The following is a 15,788-nucleotide window of genomic DNA, read 5'->3' as shown; positions in this document are numbered from 1 at the left end:
AGATGTGTATAAGAGACAGGAGAGGCGGGAGTCGCCGGCCGGCCCAGTGCGAGCCGTACGGCGTTCTCGAGCTCGATGAGCCGCGTCGACAGTTCGACGAGTTGAGCTTCGGAGGAGGGAACCGTTCTGAGCAGCGTTGCGGCGATGCCATCGGCCTTCTGCCCGGTCGCCTCGCCGACGGCGGCCACGATGTCGTCGACCGACGCTCTGCGCGGCAGGCCGAGCAGACCGGCGAGACGGGAGAGGGTTCCGACGCGAAGCGCGTCGAGCGCGCGGCTGCGGGCACCCGACCGTGCATAGAGGCGCGCGCGGCCGTCGACCGTCTCGCTTCCCCGCACGATCACGGGCAGGTTCTCGACGACGACCGGCCCGAGCCGCCGCCCACGCCACACGGCGGCCGCCACGAACACGGCTATGAGCAGCAGAATCAGCGGGGTGACCCAGTCGGGCGTCAGCTGCCCCAGGCTCGGAGCCCCGTCGGCCGTCACGTCGGCCGCACTCGCCACGTACCAGACCACGCGGCTGCCCTCGCCGAGCACCCCGAGCGCCAGCGCTGCATTGCCGGCGTCGACGATGTGTTCGTTGTCGAACACCTCTGTCGACCCGACGACGGTCACCGGATGCCCGGCCTCCGTCACCCGCACCACCGAGTACGCATCGCCGTACGACTCGAAGCACCCGCTCGAGCTGATCTGGCCCGCGCCGGTGACGCGATAGGTGGAGCCCGCTGCCGTGATGGTCTCGGCGCGCTGGGCCGCGGGCAGGCTGCAGCCGGCGGTGAGCGGTGCCGAGGTGTCTACGCTGCCGGCCGCGCCGACACCGGGGGCGAGGTCGCCCAGTTCGAATACTCCGGGGTCGATCAGTACGAGCCGATCCGAGACGCCGATCAGCTCTGCTTGGCGGTCGGTCGGGAGGTAGCCGTTGGGGTCGTAGACGACGAGCGTGGTGCCGGTGCCGGTGCCGGTGCCAGCGCTCGAGCCGTCACGGGCGGCCGCCACGGCTTCGTCGAGGGTCGTCGCCGCCGACACACTCACGCCCTGCTGCCGCAGCACCTCGGCGAGAGCCTTGCTTCCGCCCGGGCCCGCATTCGTGATCGAGAGCGCTCCGCTGTCGACGCTTTGGCCCCCGCCGTTCACCACGACCAGCACCAGGCTGGCGGCGAGCACGAAGACCGCGGCGCCGATCCAGAACGCCGACCGCCGAAAGAACTGCCGCACGGTCGGCGTCGAGGCTACTGCGAGCTGGCTCACGCGCGGAGCCCTGCCCCGGGGCCACCCGGAGTGCCGACTCCGACCGGTTCGCGCGAGACCGGCGCGAGGTCGCGAAGCTGGCGTTCAAGCGCGGCCAGCTGCTCATAGGCCGCCTTCGTGGCCGTGGCGCCGAGGTATCTGACCTCGTCGAACACGCGGGCTGCCGCGACGAGGGCTCCCGCCTCTGCGGGGTACGACAGCGCTGCGCGGGCAGCGAATTCCTGCGCCGTGGTGCCGGGGGAGACCCGAACCACCGTGCGCTCCGACTGCCGCCGGGCGATTGACCGGTACAGCTCCTCGACCGCGGTACGGTAGTCGCCCGACGCGGCGGCCGCGGCAGCGGATGCTCTCAGTTGCGATGAGCTGCGCCGGTCATCCACCCCGAACAGGGCCTCGAGCGGCTCCGCCGCCGATCGATTGCGCCGCGGGCGACCGAACACGATGAACGCCGCCACGACGAGCCCTACCGCGATGGTGACGATGACGACCGGCAGCAGCCCGCCGAGATTTCCGCTCGACGGAACGAACAGCGAGCCGAGCCAGTCGCGCACGGCCGACGCGGCCTGGTCGAGCCACGTGGGTTTGGCGGCCTGGTATTCGGGTTTGGCGAGCTCGTCGATCAGCCACTGCCGGGCATCCGGAGCAGAGGGATCGAGGGGGATGTCGGTCAGAACCCCGAGGCCGGTTGCGATCATGCCCGCCCAGCGGGAACGCTGACCCTGAACGGGTCGTCGTCGGGTGTACTCAGACCGGCCTGGCGAGCCTCGACGAACCGAACGAGTTCGATGTCGAGACCCTCCGTTCGCATACGCAGGTCGATGTAGATGACAGCGACGGTTGCGGCCTGAACGACCGCTGCGATCGCGCCGAACACCAGTTGCACCACGACGACCAGCGCGTACAGCGCCACCGCGAGCCCGATGGAGCCGGTGTTCACCGACCCTCCCGACCCGTTCGACCCACCGACACCGTTCGGAAACACCACGCCGATGACGATGCCGAAGATGAATGAGATCGGCTGGGTGACCACCTGCGCTGCAATGTAGACGATGGCGTTGACCAGCCACTCGGTTCCGAGCGTCTTCCAGAACGAACGGTTCGTCAGCCGCCACGACCGCACGATGCCCGCCCGCACGCCGAGCCCCTCGAGCACGATGGCGCACGACACCAGCGAGAGCTTCGTGGTGAGCCACGCCGCCAGCACCACGAGGCCCAGCCCGAACAGGATGCCCGCGACAACGGCAAGAGCGACACCCACGGGCCCGATGAATGTCAACAGCACCACGATGCCCACGGCAATGCTGAGGGCAACAACCGCGACCATGGCCTGCAGCAGAATCCAGAGCACCAGCGGCCAGAGCCGTTTGGCGGCGGCTTTCCAGAGTTCGCCCATGCGGCGCTTCTCACCGAGAACCTCGCGTGACACCTCCAACACCAGGATGCCCTGCAGCAGCGCGCTCGACACGAGTGCGAACGCGAGCGGAATGAGGGTCGAGAGGGCGACGATCGCCACAGACCCGGCCACGATCGAGTTACGATCGGCAGCGCTCGCCGACGACACCCGGGTGATCGCGAAGAACGTCGCGCCCCCCACGAAGAGCGCCGTGATCAGCACGATCACGAACTGGATGATCAGGGCGCTTCCGAACGTGGGCCCAGCATTGCGTCGCAGCACTCGAAACGGGGTGCCGAGCAGTGTTCCGAACCCCAGCGGCCGCAGCGGAATCAGCCCGGGCTTCGGCGGCGGCGCCCATTGCTCGCTGCTCGCACCGGTCGGCGTCGCGCCTGGCGCGTACGCATACTGCGGCGCCCCGTACCCCGGCTGCGCCGGCGGCGGATACCCCTCATACCCCGGTGCAGCGGCAGACGGCGGAGCCTGCGCGTACTCGCCGTACCGCGGCACATCCGCTGCGGCTCCCGGCGCACCCCCCGCGCTCGCCGAAGCACCCTGCTCGCTGTGATCGTCACTCAACGGTGTTCCTCATTCCGTTTCGAAGCGTGCCCACCCACGCCGTGCCTCGCGGCACTTTCACGCCACCATGTTCGCACACTGCGGTGGCACCCGGCGAGAAGCTGAGCAGTATTCACTGCGGCAGCGCCCGCTCGATGCTCAGCCGGTCATCCGGACTCAGACTCAGCGAGGCCGCCGCGGCAGACTCCCGGATGCTCGTCGCCGACATTGCGCCGCTGACCACCGCCGCGGCGGGGCTGAGGCCCAGCGCCCATGCGAGCACCAACTGCTGGGGCGTGGCGCCGAGGCGTTCGCCGAGTTCGCGAATTCGCGGCGCGTTCGCAAAGCCCACTGCGCCCGTCGCGGCAGACGAGTCGACCGCAGACGACGGGTTTGCCGACGGGTTCATCACCGACAGCGGCGAATAGAACAGCACGAGCAGCCCCTCCGCTTCTGCAGCGGCCACCACTTCGCGCTGACCAGAGTCGGCTGCGTGCCGAAGCGGATTCTGCACCGCGGCGATCGCTGCCACGCTCTGCGCGCGCCTCAGCTCAGCGAGGTCGACATTCGACACTCCGATGCGGTGGATGAGCCCCTGGGCCTGCATCGCGGCCAGCGCCTCGATACTGTGTTCGATGGGCACGTTCTCGTCGTGCCGGTGCAGATAGTAGAGGTCGAGGCGGTCGACGCCCAGCGCCTCGAGGCTGCCGTGCACATCGCGCTCGAGCTTCTCCGGGCGGTTGTCGATAGGAAAACGCTCTCCGTCGCGGTAGTGGCCGCCCTTCGTCGCGACCGTGAGGCCCGGTTCGGCAGCACCCGCGAAGCCCGGTTCAGCAGCACCAGAACCAGCGCCAGCCACACCCCCGACCCACCCGCGTTCGCGCAGCACCTCGCCGATCATCCGCTCGCTCGAATGCGGTTCATCGGCCGTCGAGTACGCGAGCGCGGTGTCGACGAACGTCAGCCCGCAATCGAGCGCGAGCCGCAGGCCGGCCCGGCGCTCGTCTTCGCTCAGCTCGGTTCGAAAACTGAGCGACGCCCCGCCGAACAGCACAGCCGACACCGCTCTGCCGGCCAACAGCCGTGACTGCATCGTTTGTTCCTCTTCTTCGAGCATGTTCGTAGTCGGCCAGCGGCGGGCAGAGTGCACCCTCGACTAGCCTATGAGCTATGGATGCTCGCATACTCGTGGTCGATGACGATCCGGCGCTCGCTGAAATGATCGGCATCGTCTTGCGCACCGAGAATTTCGAACCGATCTTCTGTGCCGACGGCTCTGAGGCGTTCGGCGTCTTTCAGACGACCAAGCCCGACCTGGTACTGCTCGACCTCATGCTGCCGGGCATCGACGGCATCGAGGTGTGTGCGCTGATCCGCGCCGAATCGGGCGTTCCCATCATCATGCTGACGGCAAAGTCAGACACCACCGATGTGGTGAAGGGGCTCGAGTCGGGCGCCGACGACTACATCGTGAAGCCGTTCAATCCGAAGGAGCTGGTGGCGCGCATCCGCACCCGGCTGCGGCCGGCGGCTGCGGCCACGTCGGCCTCGGAGCACCTGCGCATCGGCGACCTCGAGCTCGATGTTGCCGGGCACGAGGTGCGTCGGGGCGCAGCCCGCATCAACCTCACGCCGCTCGAATTCGACCTGTTGCACGCGCTTGCGTCGAAGCCGCAGCAGGTCTTCACCCGCGAGATGCTGCTCGAGCAGGTGTGGGGCTACCACTACAAGGCAGACACTCGACTCGTCAATGTGCACGTGCAGCGACTGCGGGCCAAAGTCGAGGAAGATCCCGACAACCCGAGCATCGTGATGACGGTGCGCGGTGTGGGCTACCGGGCCGGCGCCGTGGTCTGAGGTGTTGCGCGGTGAAGTTGTGAGTGACGGTGTGCTGTGGTGAGTTCGGTCGCGCCGCTGGGCCCGCCCGGCCACACGCGCATCGGTCCCTTTCTGGCGCAGGAGTGGCGCGCGTGGCCGCGCCAACTCGCAGGATGGTGGCGCCGGTCGCTGCAGTTTCGCACCATCACCATCACGATCGCCCTCACCATGGTGGCTCTGCTCGGCGCGGGAATCTACACGTCGGTCAGCATCGGCAACGACCTGTTCCACTCGCGGCTGAACCAGGTGCTGCTCGACGCGAACCGTGCGGCCACGGCGGCGCAGAACATCTTCGACGCGTCTGACGCGTCGAGCGAGGCGTCGGCGAGCACACTGCTCGATTCGGCGCAGACCAGCATTCGGGCATCCTCGTCGTCGCGGTTGATCGCCATCTACGCGGCCCCCGGCCAAGACCAGGGTGCCACGTCGTTTCTGCCCTTCGCCAGCCCCGAACTGACGACGGGCGTCATCTCGACCCAGCTTCGCGACGAAGTGGCAGCGGGTTCGGGCACGCAGACGCAGTACTGGCAGTCGCGCCCGCTGAGCAACGGTGACGGCGGCACCGACCCGGGCATCATCGTGGGCACACCGCTCACTATTCCGAGTTCGGGGCAGTATCTGCTCTACCTCGGCTACAACCTCTCTGACTCAGACCAGACGTTGCAGTTCGTGCAGCAGACCCTCTGGGTGGCCGGCCTGCTGCTCACCCTGCTCATCGCCATGGTCGCGTGGGTGATCGTTCGGCTCGTCATCGAACCCATTCGGGTGGCCGCCGAGACCAGCCAGAAGCTCGCAAGCGGCGAGTTGGAGGTTCGAATACCAGAGAAGGGCGACGACATCATCGCAACCCTGGCCCGCTCGTTCAACGGCATGGCCGACAGCATGCAGGGGCAGATCACGCAGCTGGCAGACCTCTCGCAGCTGCAACAGCGATTTGTCTCTGACGTATCGCACGAACTGCGAACCCCGCTCACGACCATTCGTCTGGCCGGCGACGTGCTCTTCGACCAGCGCGACAGCTTCGAGCCGGCCATTGGTCGCACCGCCGAGCTGCTGCACACCCAGACCGTGCGATTCGAGCTGCTGCTGAACGACCTGCTCGAGATCAGCCGCTTCGACGCGGGCTCGGCCGACCTCAACGTCGAGGCCACCAATCTCGTGCGTCTCGCCGAAGACGCCATCGACCAGATGCGCCCCCTGGCCGACTCGGCCGGGTCTGAGCTGCTCATCGACGCACCGGGCGGGCACGTCGAGGTCGAGATCGACGCCCGGCGTATCCGCCGCATCGTGGGCAACCTTCTCGGCAACGCCATCGAGCACGGCGAGGGCCGCCCCATCGTGGTCTCGATCGACAGCAACGTCTCGGCCATCGCGCTTTCGGTGCGTGACTACGGCATCGGTATGAGCGCCCTCGAGGCTGAGCGCGTGTTCGAGCGGTTCTGGCGGGCCGATCCGTCGCGCAAACGCACCATCGGCGGTACGGGCCTCGGCCTCGCCATCTCCCTCGAAGACGCTGCGCTGCACAGCGGCGCACTCGAGGTGTGGTCTGAGAGCGGGGCGGGCAGCTGCTTCCGGCTCACCCTCCCGCGGGTGCATGGGCAGCGGGCCGGTACGTCGCCGCTTCCGTTGCCGCCGCTCGATGCCGAGGGTGACGCCGATTCCGGCCATGCGGGGGTGCCGGATGCCCGTGGCTGACCGCTCACGCCGCCTCGGCCCTGCCCTGGCCGCCGCCGCTCTCGTCGTTCTCGCGATCGCCGGCTGCACGGGCATCCCCGACACCGGCGACGTTCACTCGCAGACCGTGAGTGCCACGCCCAACGACGGCGACTTCATTCTGCTGCCGTCGGGCCCCGTCACAAACGCGAGCCAGGCCGAGATTCTGAGCGGGTTTCTGCAGGCCGCCGCCAGCCCGCAGAACGACTACAAGGTCGCCCGGCAGTTCTTGACGCGCGACTTCTCGAAGCAGTGGGATCCGAATGCGGGCGTGCTGATCGACGCCGGCCAGCCCGCGCTCACGGTCACCTCCGACACCACCATGACGGTGGGCGTCACGCCCCAGGCCGAAATCGATGCAACGGGCGAGTACCAGGAGAGCGCGTCGTCGTCATCGGTCACCCTGCCGTTCACCTTCAGCCAGGAGGGTGGCCAGTGGCGCATCAGCCTTGCCAACCCGGGAATCATCCTGCAGCAGCTGCGCTTCGAGCAGGTGTTCAGCTCGCACGCGCTGTATTTCTTCGACCCGACCTACAGCTTTCTGGTGCCCGACATTCGCTGGTTTCCCAAAGATGAAACCACGAGTACCCGGGTGGTGCGGGCACTGCTCGTCGGCCCCACGCCGTGGCTCGGCCAGGGCGCGGTGGTCACGGCCTTCCCCGACGGCACCGAGACCACCTCAGTGGTCGTGAGCTCGGGTACGGCGAACGTGCCCCTGTCGAACCAGGTGCTCTCCCAGTCGCAGCAGACCCTGCAGCGCATGCAGGCGCAGCTCGACGAGAGCCTCGGCACCGTGGCGAGTGTGGCGAGTGTGGCGATCACCGTCAACCAGAACCCGGTCACGATCGCGCCGGGGTTCGCGCCGGTCACGAATCCGCGCGTCGATTCACGGCCGCTCGTCGAGACGGCGAACCAGTTCGGCAATCTCTCGAGTGGCTCGCTGATTCCCGTGCCCTCGGTGAGTGACAAGGTGCAGGCGCTCTCGCCGGTGTCGGCGACCTCGTCGGCCACGGTGTCGGCGGTGGGTACCGCTGCGGGTGTGTATGCCGTGCAGCCGGGGTCGAACGCGCCCGTGCTGGTCGACACTCGGCCGGGCCTCGTACCGCCGTCGCTCGATTCGTCGGGCTTCGTGTGGACGGTTCCCAGAGCCTCGCCCGGAGACATTCAGGCGTACGGGAGCGATGGCACCGTGCATCCGGTCGCTGCCAGTTGGGACGGCGCGACGGGCATCACCTCGCTGAACGTCTCGCGCGACGGAACCCGGGTGCTCGCCTTCACCGTCGCCGACGGGGTGCCGCGCCTGCTGGTCGCTGCGATTCTCCGCGATAAGAACGGTGCCCCGGTGCGGCTCGGCAGCCCGGTCACCCTCGCCACAGGGGCCGGAACCCCGGTCGACGCAACCTGGGTCGATCAGTCGAATGTGGCGTCGCTGACCGTCTCGCCGAGCGGCGAACATCTGGTGCTGCAGCAGATCGGCGGCAGCAGTGCGCCGCTCGCGGTTCCTGACAATGCGGTGTCGATCGTCGGCGGCAACGATGTGTCGGGTCTCTGGCTGCTCACAAAAGACGGCGAACTGCAGCAACAGCGAGGCAGCGGCTGGCAGACCACCGCGAAGAACATCGGGTTCATCGCCACGCAGATGTAGCTTCTGCGCGCTTGTGCACAGGCTTTCTGTGCGCTCAGTTCTCCACAGAGTTCTCGGTCTGCCGGTGTGGTTCCGGATGCCCGGGGCAGCATGGGCGTATGAACATCCTGTCTCCGCTGGCCGACGCGCTCGGCGTGCTGTTTCCCACCGAGTGCGTGGCGTGCCACCGAGCCGACCGGGCGGTCTGTGACGCCTGCCTGCCAGGGTTGACCCTTGGCAGGGGCGGCGCGGTGGCACTGCGGGTGCGCCAAGCCGCCAGGCCGCCGTTGCTCGTGTGGTCGGCCCTTGCCTACGACGGGGTGGTGAAAGAGGCACTCTCCGCCTTCAAAGAGCACGGCCGCACTGATGCAACACGGGCGCTCGCGCGGCCTCTCGCCGAAGCCGTCACGGCCGCAACCCTCGCGCTCGGTCTGCCCGCAGACGCCGTTCTGGTACCGGCCCCGTCGTCGCGGGCCGCCAACCGTCTGCGCGGGTACAACCCGGTGTCTCTTCTGGCAGAGCGTGCCGGCGGTGGGCGCTCGAGCGTTGCGGCCCTCTCTGTGGGGCGCCGCGTCGCAGACCAGGCGGGTCTCGGCGTCGCGGCGCGACAGGCGAACCTAGCCGGCTCGGTGCGACTTCGCACGAAAGTCATAGCAGGGTTTTCCTGCCGCGACGTACTGCTCATCGACGATGTCGTCACGACCGGAGCGACCCTGCTCGAGTGCCGCCGGGCCCTCGAACACGGGGGAGTGCGGGTGCGCGGGGCGGCCACCCTCGCGTTCACAGAGCGGCGTGCGGGTGTCTCTGCCGTCGAGCGTTCAGCTGATCCGGGGGAGCATTCAGGGTAGCGCCGTGACAGACCCGGGTGAGGGGACTACGCTCGGGGAAAAGGCGCGGAAGAACTCGCCCTGACCCCACGGCGGCGCGTCTTTTTGAGACTAGGAGATTGCCATGGAGATCAACATCACAGGCCGAAACCTAGGGATCACCGATCGTTTTCGGAGCTACGCCACCGAGAAGAGCGAAAAGGTCTCCCACCTCGCCGACCGGGCCCTGGCGCTCGAGATCAAGGTGTGCCGACACAGTTCGCAGGGCACCTCGGGAGACGACCGTGTCGAGCTCACCCTCATCGGGCCAGGCCCGATCGTGCGTGCCGAGAGTGCGGGCAGTGACAAGTACGTCGCGTTCGACCTGGCGCTGGCCAAACTGATGGAGCGGGTGCGCCGCGCGAAAGACCGCAAGAAGGTGCACCGCGGGCAGCACCGGCCTGTTTCGCTGCGCGAGGCGAGTTCAGACGGTTTCACCGTGATCGATGTCGTGCCGGCAGAGGCCGACGTGCTCGCCCGTGCGACGACTGGTGCTGTTCCCGTTCTCGCCGAGGCCGAGGCCGAGGTCGAAACGGCAGCCGAACTCGCAGAAGAAGAGTGGTCGCCCGTGGTCATTCGCAAGAAGGTGTTCGCGGCATCGCCGATGACGGTCGACGATGCGCTCTACCTGATGGAGCTCGTGGGTCACGACTTCTACCTCTTCATCGACCAGGAGACCCTGCGCCCGAGTGTCGTCTATCGGCGCAAGGGGTGGGACTACGGAGTCATCGGCCTCGACGAGCACGCCTCACCGATGGCTGCCGTCAGCCGGGAGCCGGAACGGGCGTTCTCGTAGCGGAGGCTTCTTGAGAAGCGGGGGTGCGGTGCGCGAAGGCGCATCGCGCCCCCGCTTCTGTTTCGGGCACAGTATGTGTTCTGAAGACATTCAGAAATGAGAACTAGTATTACTACGATCACCGGCTGGATCATGGCCGCGACTGTTGTAGGAGATTCGCTGTGGCTTCAGTTCTAGAAAAGGTTCTTCGTGTAGGCGAGGGCCGCGTTCTTCGTCGTCTCGAGAACTACGCGAAGGCAATCAATGCACTAGAAGAAGACTTCACCCACCTCACCGACGACGAGCTCAAAGACGAGACTCCTCGCCTCAGAGAACGCTTCGAAGAGGGCGAGAGTCTCGACCACCTGCTGCCAGAGGCTTTCGCGGCGGTACGCGAGGCGTCTCGCCGTACCCTCGGCCTCCGTCACTTCGACGTACAGCTCATGGGTGGCGCCGCCCTTCACCTCGGCAACATCGCCGAGATGAAGACCGGAGAGGGAAAAACGCTGGTCGCTACGCTGCCGGCCTACCTCAATGCCATTGCGGGCACCGGCGTGCACATTGTCACGGTGAACGACTACCTCGCGAACTACCAGAGCGAGCTGATGGGCCGCGTGTTCCGCGCCCTCGGCATGACCACGGGCGTCATCCTGAGCGGCCAGACCCCGCCAGAGCGCCGCGAGCAGTATGCCGCCGACATCACATACGGCACCAACAACGAGTTCGGGTTCGACTATCTGCGCGACAACATGGCCTGGCAGGCCTCCGACATGGTGCAGCGCGGCCACAACTTCGCCATCGTCGACGAGGTCGACAGCATTCTCATCGACGAGGCTCGCACCCCGCTCATCATCTCGGGCCCCGCGTCGGGTGAGGCAAACCGCTGGTTCACCGAGTTCGCTTCGATCGCCACGCGCCTCGTGCCCGAAGAAGACTACGAGATCGACGAGAAGAAGCGCACGGTCGGTATTCTCGAGCCCGGCATCGAGAAGGTCGAAGACTACCTCGGCATCGACAACCTCTACGAGTCGGCCAACACCCCGCTCATCTCGTTCCTGAACAACTCGCTGAAGGCCTCAGCGCTGTTCAAGAAAGACAAAGACTACGTCGTGATGAACGGCGAGGTTCTGATCGTCGACGAGCACACTGGCCGCATCCTCGCCGGGCGCCGTTACAACGAGGGTATCCATCAGGCCATCGAGGCGAAAGAGGGCGTCACGGTCAAGGCCGAGAACCAGACCCTCGCCACGGTCACCCTGCAGAACTACTTCCGTCTCTACGAGAAGCTCGCCGGCATGACGGGTACGGCCGAGACCGAGGCCGCCGAGTTCATGAGCACCTATCGCCTCGGTGTGGTTGCCATACCCACCAACCGGCCCATGCAGCGCAAAGACCAGAGCGACCTCGTGTACAAGAACGAGCAGTCGAAGTTCGAGCAGGTCGTCGAAGACATCGCCGAGCGCCACGCTACCGGGCAGCCGGTTCTGGTCGGCACCACCAGCGTCGAGAAGAGCGAGTACCTCTCACGCCTGCTGGCGAAGAAGGGCGTGCGCCACGAGGTTCTGAACGCGAAGAACCACGCACGCGAAGCCGCCATCATCGCGCAGGCGGGCCGACTCAGTGCGGTCACCGTGGCCACCAACATGGCCGGCCGAGGCACTGACATCATGCTCGGCGGCAACACCGAGTTTCTGGCCGTCGCCGAGATGAACTCCCGTGGCCTGAACCCCAACGACACACCCGACGAGTACGAAGCGGCGTGGGATGACGTGTTCGCCGGGGTGAAGAGCAGTGTCGAAGAAGAGGCAGAGAAGGTGGTCGAGGCCGGTGGCCTCTATGTGCTCGGCACCGAGCGCCACGAGTCCCGCCGCATCGACAACCAGCTGCGCGGTCGAAGTGGCCGCCAGGGCGACCCGGGCGAGAGCCGCTTCTACCTGTCACTCACCGACGACCTCATGCGCCTCTTCAACGCGGGGGCAGCCGAAAGCCTCATGGGCCGGGGCAATGTGCCCGACGATCTGGCCATCGAGTCGAAGGTCGTCTCCCGTGCCATTCGCAGCGCCCAGTCGCAGGTCGAGGGGCGCAACGCCGAGATTCGCAAGAACGTTCTGAAGTACGACGACGTTCTGAACCGCCAGCGCGAGGCCATCTACAGCGACCGTCGTCACATTCTCGAAGGCGATGATCTTCACGAGCGCGCACAGAAGTTCTTGCACGACGTCATCGAAGACGTGCTCGAGACCCACGCGGGCGAAGGCAACGGCGACGACTGGGACTTCGACGCGATGTGGACTGAGCTGAAAACCCTCTACCCCATCTCGATCAGCATCGATGAGGTCATCGCTGAGGCCGGCAGCCGCGGCAAGATCAGCCGCGACTTCGTAGCGCGCGAAGTGCTCTCTGACGCCCAGATCGCCTATCAGGCGCGCGAAGACACCCTCGGGGAGTCGGCCATGCGCGAACTCGAGCGTCGTGTCGTGCTGACGGTGATCGACCGTCGCTGGCGCGACCACCTCTACGAAATGGACTACCTCAAAGACGGCATCGGACTGCGAGCAATGGCCCAGCGTGACCCGCTCGTCGAATACCAGCGCGAGGGTTTCGCTCTCTTCCAGCAGATGATGGGTCAGATTCGCGAAGAGGCTGTCGGTTTTCTCTTCAACCTCGAGGTCGAGGTCAACACTCCGGCCGGCTCAGTCGATGCTCCTACCGTTCAGGCGAAGGGGCTCGAAACCGGCAGCGCCGAGGTCGAAGAGCTCAGCTACACCGCACCGAGCGACTCCGGCGGAGTCGAGGTTCGCAACCAGCGAGGCCAACTCGAGCAGGCTGCCACCGCCCGCGCCCAGCGTGCACAGCAGGCCGACGAACAGGGCCCCCGTGCCCCCGGAGCAGGTTCGGTGCCGCCCGCGGCTCAGAACGGTCGCTCTGGGGGTTCGTCACCCCGTTCGGGAGCGGCAACACCGCCCGCACCCACCGTCACGGGAGCCTTCGGGCAGAAGACGCCGGCCGGTGCCGCACCTGTGAATCGCGCCGAACGTCGCTCGCAGACCAAGAAGAAGTAGTTCGACTTCGAGTTCGCTTTCGACTTCGAGTTCGTTGTCTCGCTGATGCGCCGTCACAGCACGGTGACGGCGCTGGCGCGCCACCTGGCGCCGAGGCGCTCCAGCCGCAGGGCCACCGCGCGAGTTCGGGCTTTACCGTGCACGATGACGACGCCCTCGATGATGCCGGGCGACGGTTCGCTGACCACCGTTCGGCCGATGCTGAAGGTCGGGCGAATAAGCCGTTGGCCCTTGACCTGCCTCGCCCGCGAAGAGAGAACCACCCTTCGCGTGAGGTTCTGGTAGACGTCTTCTGAAACCCATCGGGCGAGTTGGTCGAGGTCTCGAACTCCGGCCAGAACTTCGAGCACACAGCGGGTCAGGCTTTCGAGAAACTGCTCGACCGCCACGGGCGCCGGTGTATCGACCGCGTACAGCTGGTGAGCCTGCTCGGTGGCTTGTGCGGGGGCTGTAGCTGATGCGGGGGCGGTAGCCGATGCGGTGGCGGTGACCGATGCGGTGGCGGTGACCGATGCAGTGGCAGTGATGGTCAGGGGTTGGCTCATTGTGTGACTTCCGGTGACGACGCCGAATTGCCCGGTGGCCGCTGGGTGTGTGGCCGTCGAAGAACTGGCTGGATAGATGTGAGAGGTTCTCAGAAAACTCGGGTGCTGTAACTAAAGCAGGTGCGCACGAGGGTGTAAAGCATCTGGAGTGCTCTGTGGATAAGACGCTGTGGCTGCGGGTTGGGATGGAGCCCTACCGCGTGGAGTGAGGGCCGTCTCGTTTCGCCGTAGGCTAGAGCGCGTGTCCACTCTGAGCGATCTCGTCCTGGCGCAGGGCAATTCCACCGAAGCCGATATCGAATGGCTGCACCTCCTGGTCGGTGACTGGCAGCTGCTGGCCGACTTGGCGTTCGCCGACATCGTGCTGTGGGTGCCTTCGAGCGATGGCAGCTTCGTCGCCGTGGCCCACGCCCGGCCATCCAGCTCGGCGACGCTGTTCTACCGCGACTTCGTGGGCCAGAACGTGAAGGCCGAGTGGCGCAAGCAGGTCACCGATGCGTACGAGAGTTCGCAGATCGTCGACACCGCCGCCCCCGATTGGTACGAAGAGACGCCTACGCGTGTTCGTGCGGTACCGGTGCTGCGTCGAATCTCGCAGAGCGACATGAAGACCACTGACAAGCCCATCGCCGTCGTGACGCGCCACACCAACCTGAGCGAGGCCCGCACTCCGAGCCGTCAGGAACTCACTTTCAACGAGTGCGCCAACGACCTGTTCGCGATGATTGCGGCAGGCGACTTTCCCGACCTGGGTGCACCTACAGGGCCGCGCAGGGGCGCCCCCCGGGCATCCGACGGTCTCATCCGGCTCGATACCGACGGAATAGTCACGTTCGCGAGCCCGAACGGCCTCTCGGCCTTCAATCGAATGGGTTTCGTCGAAGAACTCGAAGGCCAGTCGCTGGCCGAGGTCACCACTCAGCTGCTCAATGGCACGCTCGTGGTCGACGAATCGCTGCCCCTGGTGGTCACCGGTCGTGCGCCGTGGCGAACCGACATCGAGGCCAAGGGTGTCACGGTGTCGTTGCGCGCCATTCCGCTCCGCACGCGGGGCCAGCGATTCGGCGCCATTGTGCTCTGCCGAGACGTGACCGAACTGCGTCACGACGAACGTGAGCTGATCACGAAAGACGCGACGATCCGCGAGATTCACCACCGGGTGAAGAACAACCTGCAGACGGTGGCGTCACTGCTGCGCATTCAGGCGCGGCGCACTCACTCCGACGATGCCAAAGACGCGTTGTCGCAGGCGATGCGACGGGTGGCTGCCATCGCGGTCGTACACGACACCCTGTCAGAGGGCCTCAGCCAGAAGGTCGACTTCGACGTGGTCTTCGAGCGCGTGCTCATGCTCGTGACCGAGGTCGCGTCGGCGCACAATACGACGGTGCACCCCAAGTTCAGCGGTAGTTTCGGCGTGCTGCCGAGCGAATACGCCACGCCTCTGGCCCTGGCGCTCACCGAACTCGTCACGAATGCGGTAGAGCACGGCTTGGCCGGACAGGAGGGCGAGGTCGCGATTGTGGCGAGCCGCTCAGAAGAGACGCTCACTGTCGAGGTGCGTGACACCGGTTCAGGCCTGCCAGAGGGCAAGGTCGGTTCGGGGCTGGGTACGCAGATCGTGCGCACCCTCATCCAGGGCGAACTGGGCGGAATCATCGACTGGCACACCATGGTGGGCAGCGGAACAGTCGTGACGATCGAGATTCCGTTCCGCTGGCTCAAGAAGCGCTAGCGAAAGGCTGAACACCGCCGGCTCGCCCTTCAGGGAAGCCGGCGGATCGATCAGGAAGCGCGGCGGGCGCGTGCGGCGCGGCGCTTCAGGGCGCGGCGCTCGTCTTCGCTGAGGCCACCCCAGACGCCGGAGTCTTGACCGGTTTCGAGGGCGTACTGCAGGCAGATCTCGGTGACGGAACAGCGAGAGCAGACAGCTTTCGCCTTGTCGATCTGGTCGACGGCCGGGCCGGTGTTGCCGACGGGGAAGAATAGTTCGGGGTCTGCTGTCAAGCAGGCGGCCTTGTCGCGCCAATCCATTGGGGGTACTCCTTGGGTGTTGCGGATGCTTCGGTCGAACGACCTAAGATTCGGGTTTTCAGTTCGACCGCTCTTCTGCTTCACTGCACA

The 15,788-nt window shown here is 66.4% G+C and carries 13 protein-coding genes; 7 read left to right on the top strand and 6 right to left on the bottom strand.

The window, feature by feature from the left end:
• The 4 genes from QN358_RS15685 to QN358_RS15670 form a co-directional block, all read right to left on the bottom strand.
• The coding region (locus tag QN358_RS15685) for a DUF4350 domain-containing protein (RefSeq protein ID WP_323512912.1) at positions 1-1,250 on the bottom strand (1,250 nt) is incomplete at its 3' end.
• Positions 1,247-1,945 carry a DUF4129 domain-containing protein gene (locus QN358_RS15680; protein ID WP_201799255.1) on the bottom strand — a complete coding sequence of 233 codons (699 nt, stop codon included), beginning with the start codon at positions 1,943-1,945 and terminating at the stop codon, positions 1,247-1,249. The genes QN358_RS15680 and QN358_RS15685, both read right to left, overlap by 4 nt.
• A complete protein-coding gene (locus QN358_RS15675) occupies positions 1,942-3,222 on the bottom strand; it encodes a hypothetical protein (RefSeq protein WP_323512911.1) in 1,281 nt (426 codons plus the stop codon). Before QN358_RS15675 ends, QN358_RS15680 begins: the two co-directional genes overlap by 4 nt.
• 112 nt (positions 3,223-3,334) lie before the next feature.
• Positions 3,335-4,294, bottom strand: a complete 960-nt coding sequence (locus QN358_RS15670) for an aldo/keto reductase (protein WP_323512910.1) — start codon at positions 4,292-4,294, stop codon at positions 3,335-3,337.
• 77 nt (positions 4,295-4,371) lie between these two features.
• Here QN358_RS15670 and mtrA point away from each other — a divergent pair, with 77 nt between their 5' ends.
• The 6 genes from mtrA (at position 4,372) to secA (ending at position 13,119) form a co-directional block, all read left to right on the top strand.
• Positions 4,372-5,058, top strand: coding sequence for an MtrAB system response regulator MtrA (gene mtrA, locus QN358_RS15665; protein ID WP_323512909.1), 687 nt, complete (start codon positions 4,372-4,374; stop codon positions 5,056-5,058).
• A 36-nt stretch (positions 5,059-5,094) separates the two neighbouring features.
• Positions 5,095-6,774, top strand: coding sequence for an MtrAB system histidine kinase MtrB (gene mtrB, locus QN358_RS15660; RefSeq protein WP_323512908.1), 1,680 nt, complete (start codon positions 5,095-5,097; stop codon positions 6,772-6,774).
• Positions 6,761-8,437, top strand: coding sequence for an LpqB family beta-propeller domain-containing protein (locus tag QN358_RS15655; protein WP_323512907.1), 1,677 nt, complete (start codon positions 6,761-6,763; stop codon positions 8,435-8,437). Before mtrB ends, QN358_RS15655 begins: the two co-directional genes overlap by 14 nt.
• Before the next feature lie 98 nt (positions 8,438-8,535).
• Positions 8,536-9,264 carry a ComF family protein gene (locus tag QN358_RS15650; protein WP_323512906.1) on the top strand — a complete coding sequence of 243 codons (729 nt, stop codon included), beginning with the start codon at positions 8,536-8,538 and terminating at the stop codon, positions 9,262-9,264.
• 103 nt (positions 9,265-9,367) lie between these two features.
• Positions 9,368-10,078, top strand: a complete 711-nt coding sequence (gene hpf / locus QN358_RS15645) for a ribosome hibernation-promoting factor, HPF/YfiA family (protein ID WP_323512905.1) — start codon at positions 9,368-9,370, stop codon at positions 10,076-10,078.
• 161 nt (positions 10,079-10,239) lie between these two features.
• On the top strand, positions 10,240-13,119 hold the full coding sequence (gene secA, locus QN358_RS15640) for a preprotein translocase subunit SecA (protein WP_323512904.1): 2,880 nt from the start codon (positions 10,240-10,242) through the stop codon (positions 13,117-13,119).
• A gap of 53 nt (positions 13,120-13,172) precedes the next feature.
• Here secA and QN358_RS15635 read toward each other — a convergent pair whose 3' ends face one another.
• Positions 13,173-13,664, bottom strand: a complete 492-nt coding sequence (locus QN358_RS15635; RefSeq protein WP_323512903.1) for an Rv3235 family protein — start codon at positions 13,662-13,664, stop codon at positions 13,173-13,175.
• Between the two features lie 241 nt (positions 13,665-13,905).
• Here QN358_RS15635 and QN358_RS15630 point away from each other — a divergent pair, with 241 nt between their 5' ends.
• Positions 13,906-15,399, top strand: coding sequence for a sensor histidine kinase (locus QN358_RS15630; protein ID WP_136641660.1), 1,494 nt, complete (start codon positions 13,906-13,908; stop codon positions 15,397-15,399).
• Positions 15,400-15,449: 50 nt separating this feature from the next.
• Here the strand turns inward: QN358_RS15630 and QN358_RS15625 are convergent, their stop codons facing one another.
• Positions 15,450-15,698, bottom strand: coding sequence for a WhiB family transcriptional regulator (locus QN358_RS15625; RefSeq protein WP_136641661.1), 249 nt, complete (start codon positions 15,696-15,698; stop codon positions 15,450-15,452).
• Positions 15,699-15,788: the final 90 nt, after the last annotated feature.

It is taken from the genome of Subtercola sp. RTI3 (genome assembly GCF_035018625.1).
Lineage (GTDB): Bacteria > Actinomycetota > Actinomycetes > Actinomycetales > Microbacteriaceae > Subtercola > Subtercola vilae.
The sequence above is the reverse complement of the archived record's forward strand: the minus strand, read 5'-3'. Positions and strand labels throughout refer to the sequence as shown.

Excerpts from the sequence above, each read along its gene's own strand:
- QN358_RS15635 (WP_323512903.1), bottom strand. The coding sequence starts at position 13,664 with ATGAGCCAACCCCTGACCATCACTGCCACTGCATCGGTCACCGCCACC.
- QN358_RS15655 (WP_323512907.1), top strand. The coding sequence starts at position 6,761 with ATGCCCGTGGCTGACCGCTCACGCCGCCTCGGCCCTGCCCTGGCCGCC.
- QN358_RS15670 (WP_323512910.1), bottom strand. The coding sequence starts at position 4,294 with ATGCAGTCACGGCTGTTGGCCGGCAGAGCGGTGTCGGCTGTGCTGTTC.
- QN358_RS15625 (WP_136641661.1), bottom strand. The coding sequence starts at position 15,698 with ATGGATTGGCGCGACAAGGCCGCCTGCTTGACAGCAGACCCCGAACTA.
- QN358_RS15650 (WP_323512906.1), top strand. The coding sequence starts at position 8,536 with ATGAACATCCTGTCTCCGCTGGCCGACGCGCTCGGCGTGCTGTTTCCC.
- QN358_RS15680 (WP_201799255.1), bottom strand. The coding sequence starts at position 1,945 with ATGATCGCAACCGGCCTCGGGGTTCTGACCGACATCCCCCTCGATCCC.
- mtrA (WP_323512909.1), top strand. The coding sequence starts at position 4,372 with ATGGATGCTCGCATACTCGTGGTCGATGACGATCCGGCGCTCGCTGAA.
- hpf (WP_323512905.1), top strand. The coding sequence starts at position 9,368 with ATGGAGATCAACATCACAGGCCGAAACCTAGGGATCACCGATCGTTTT.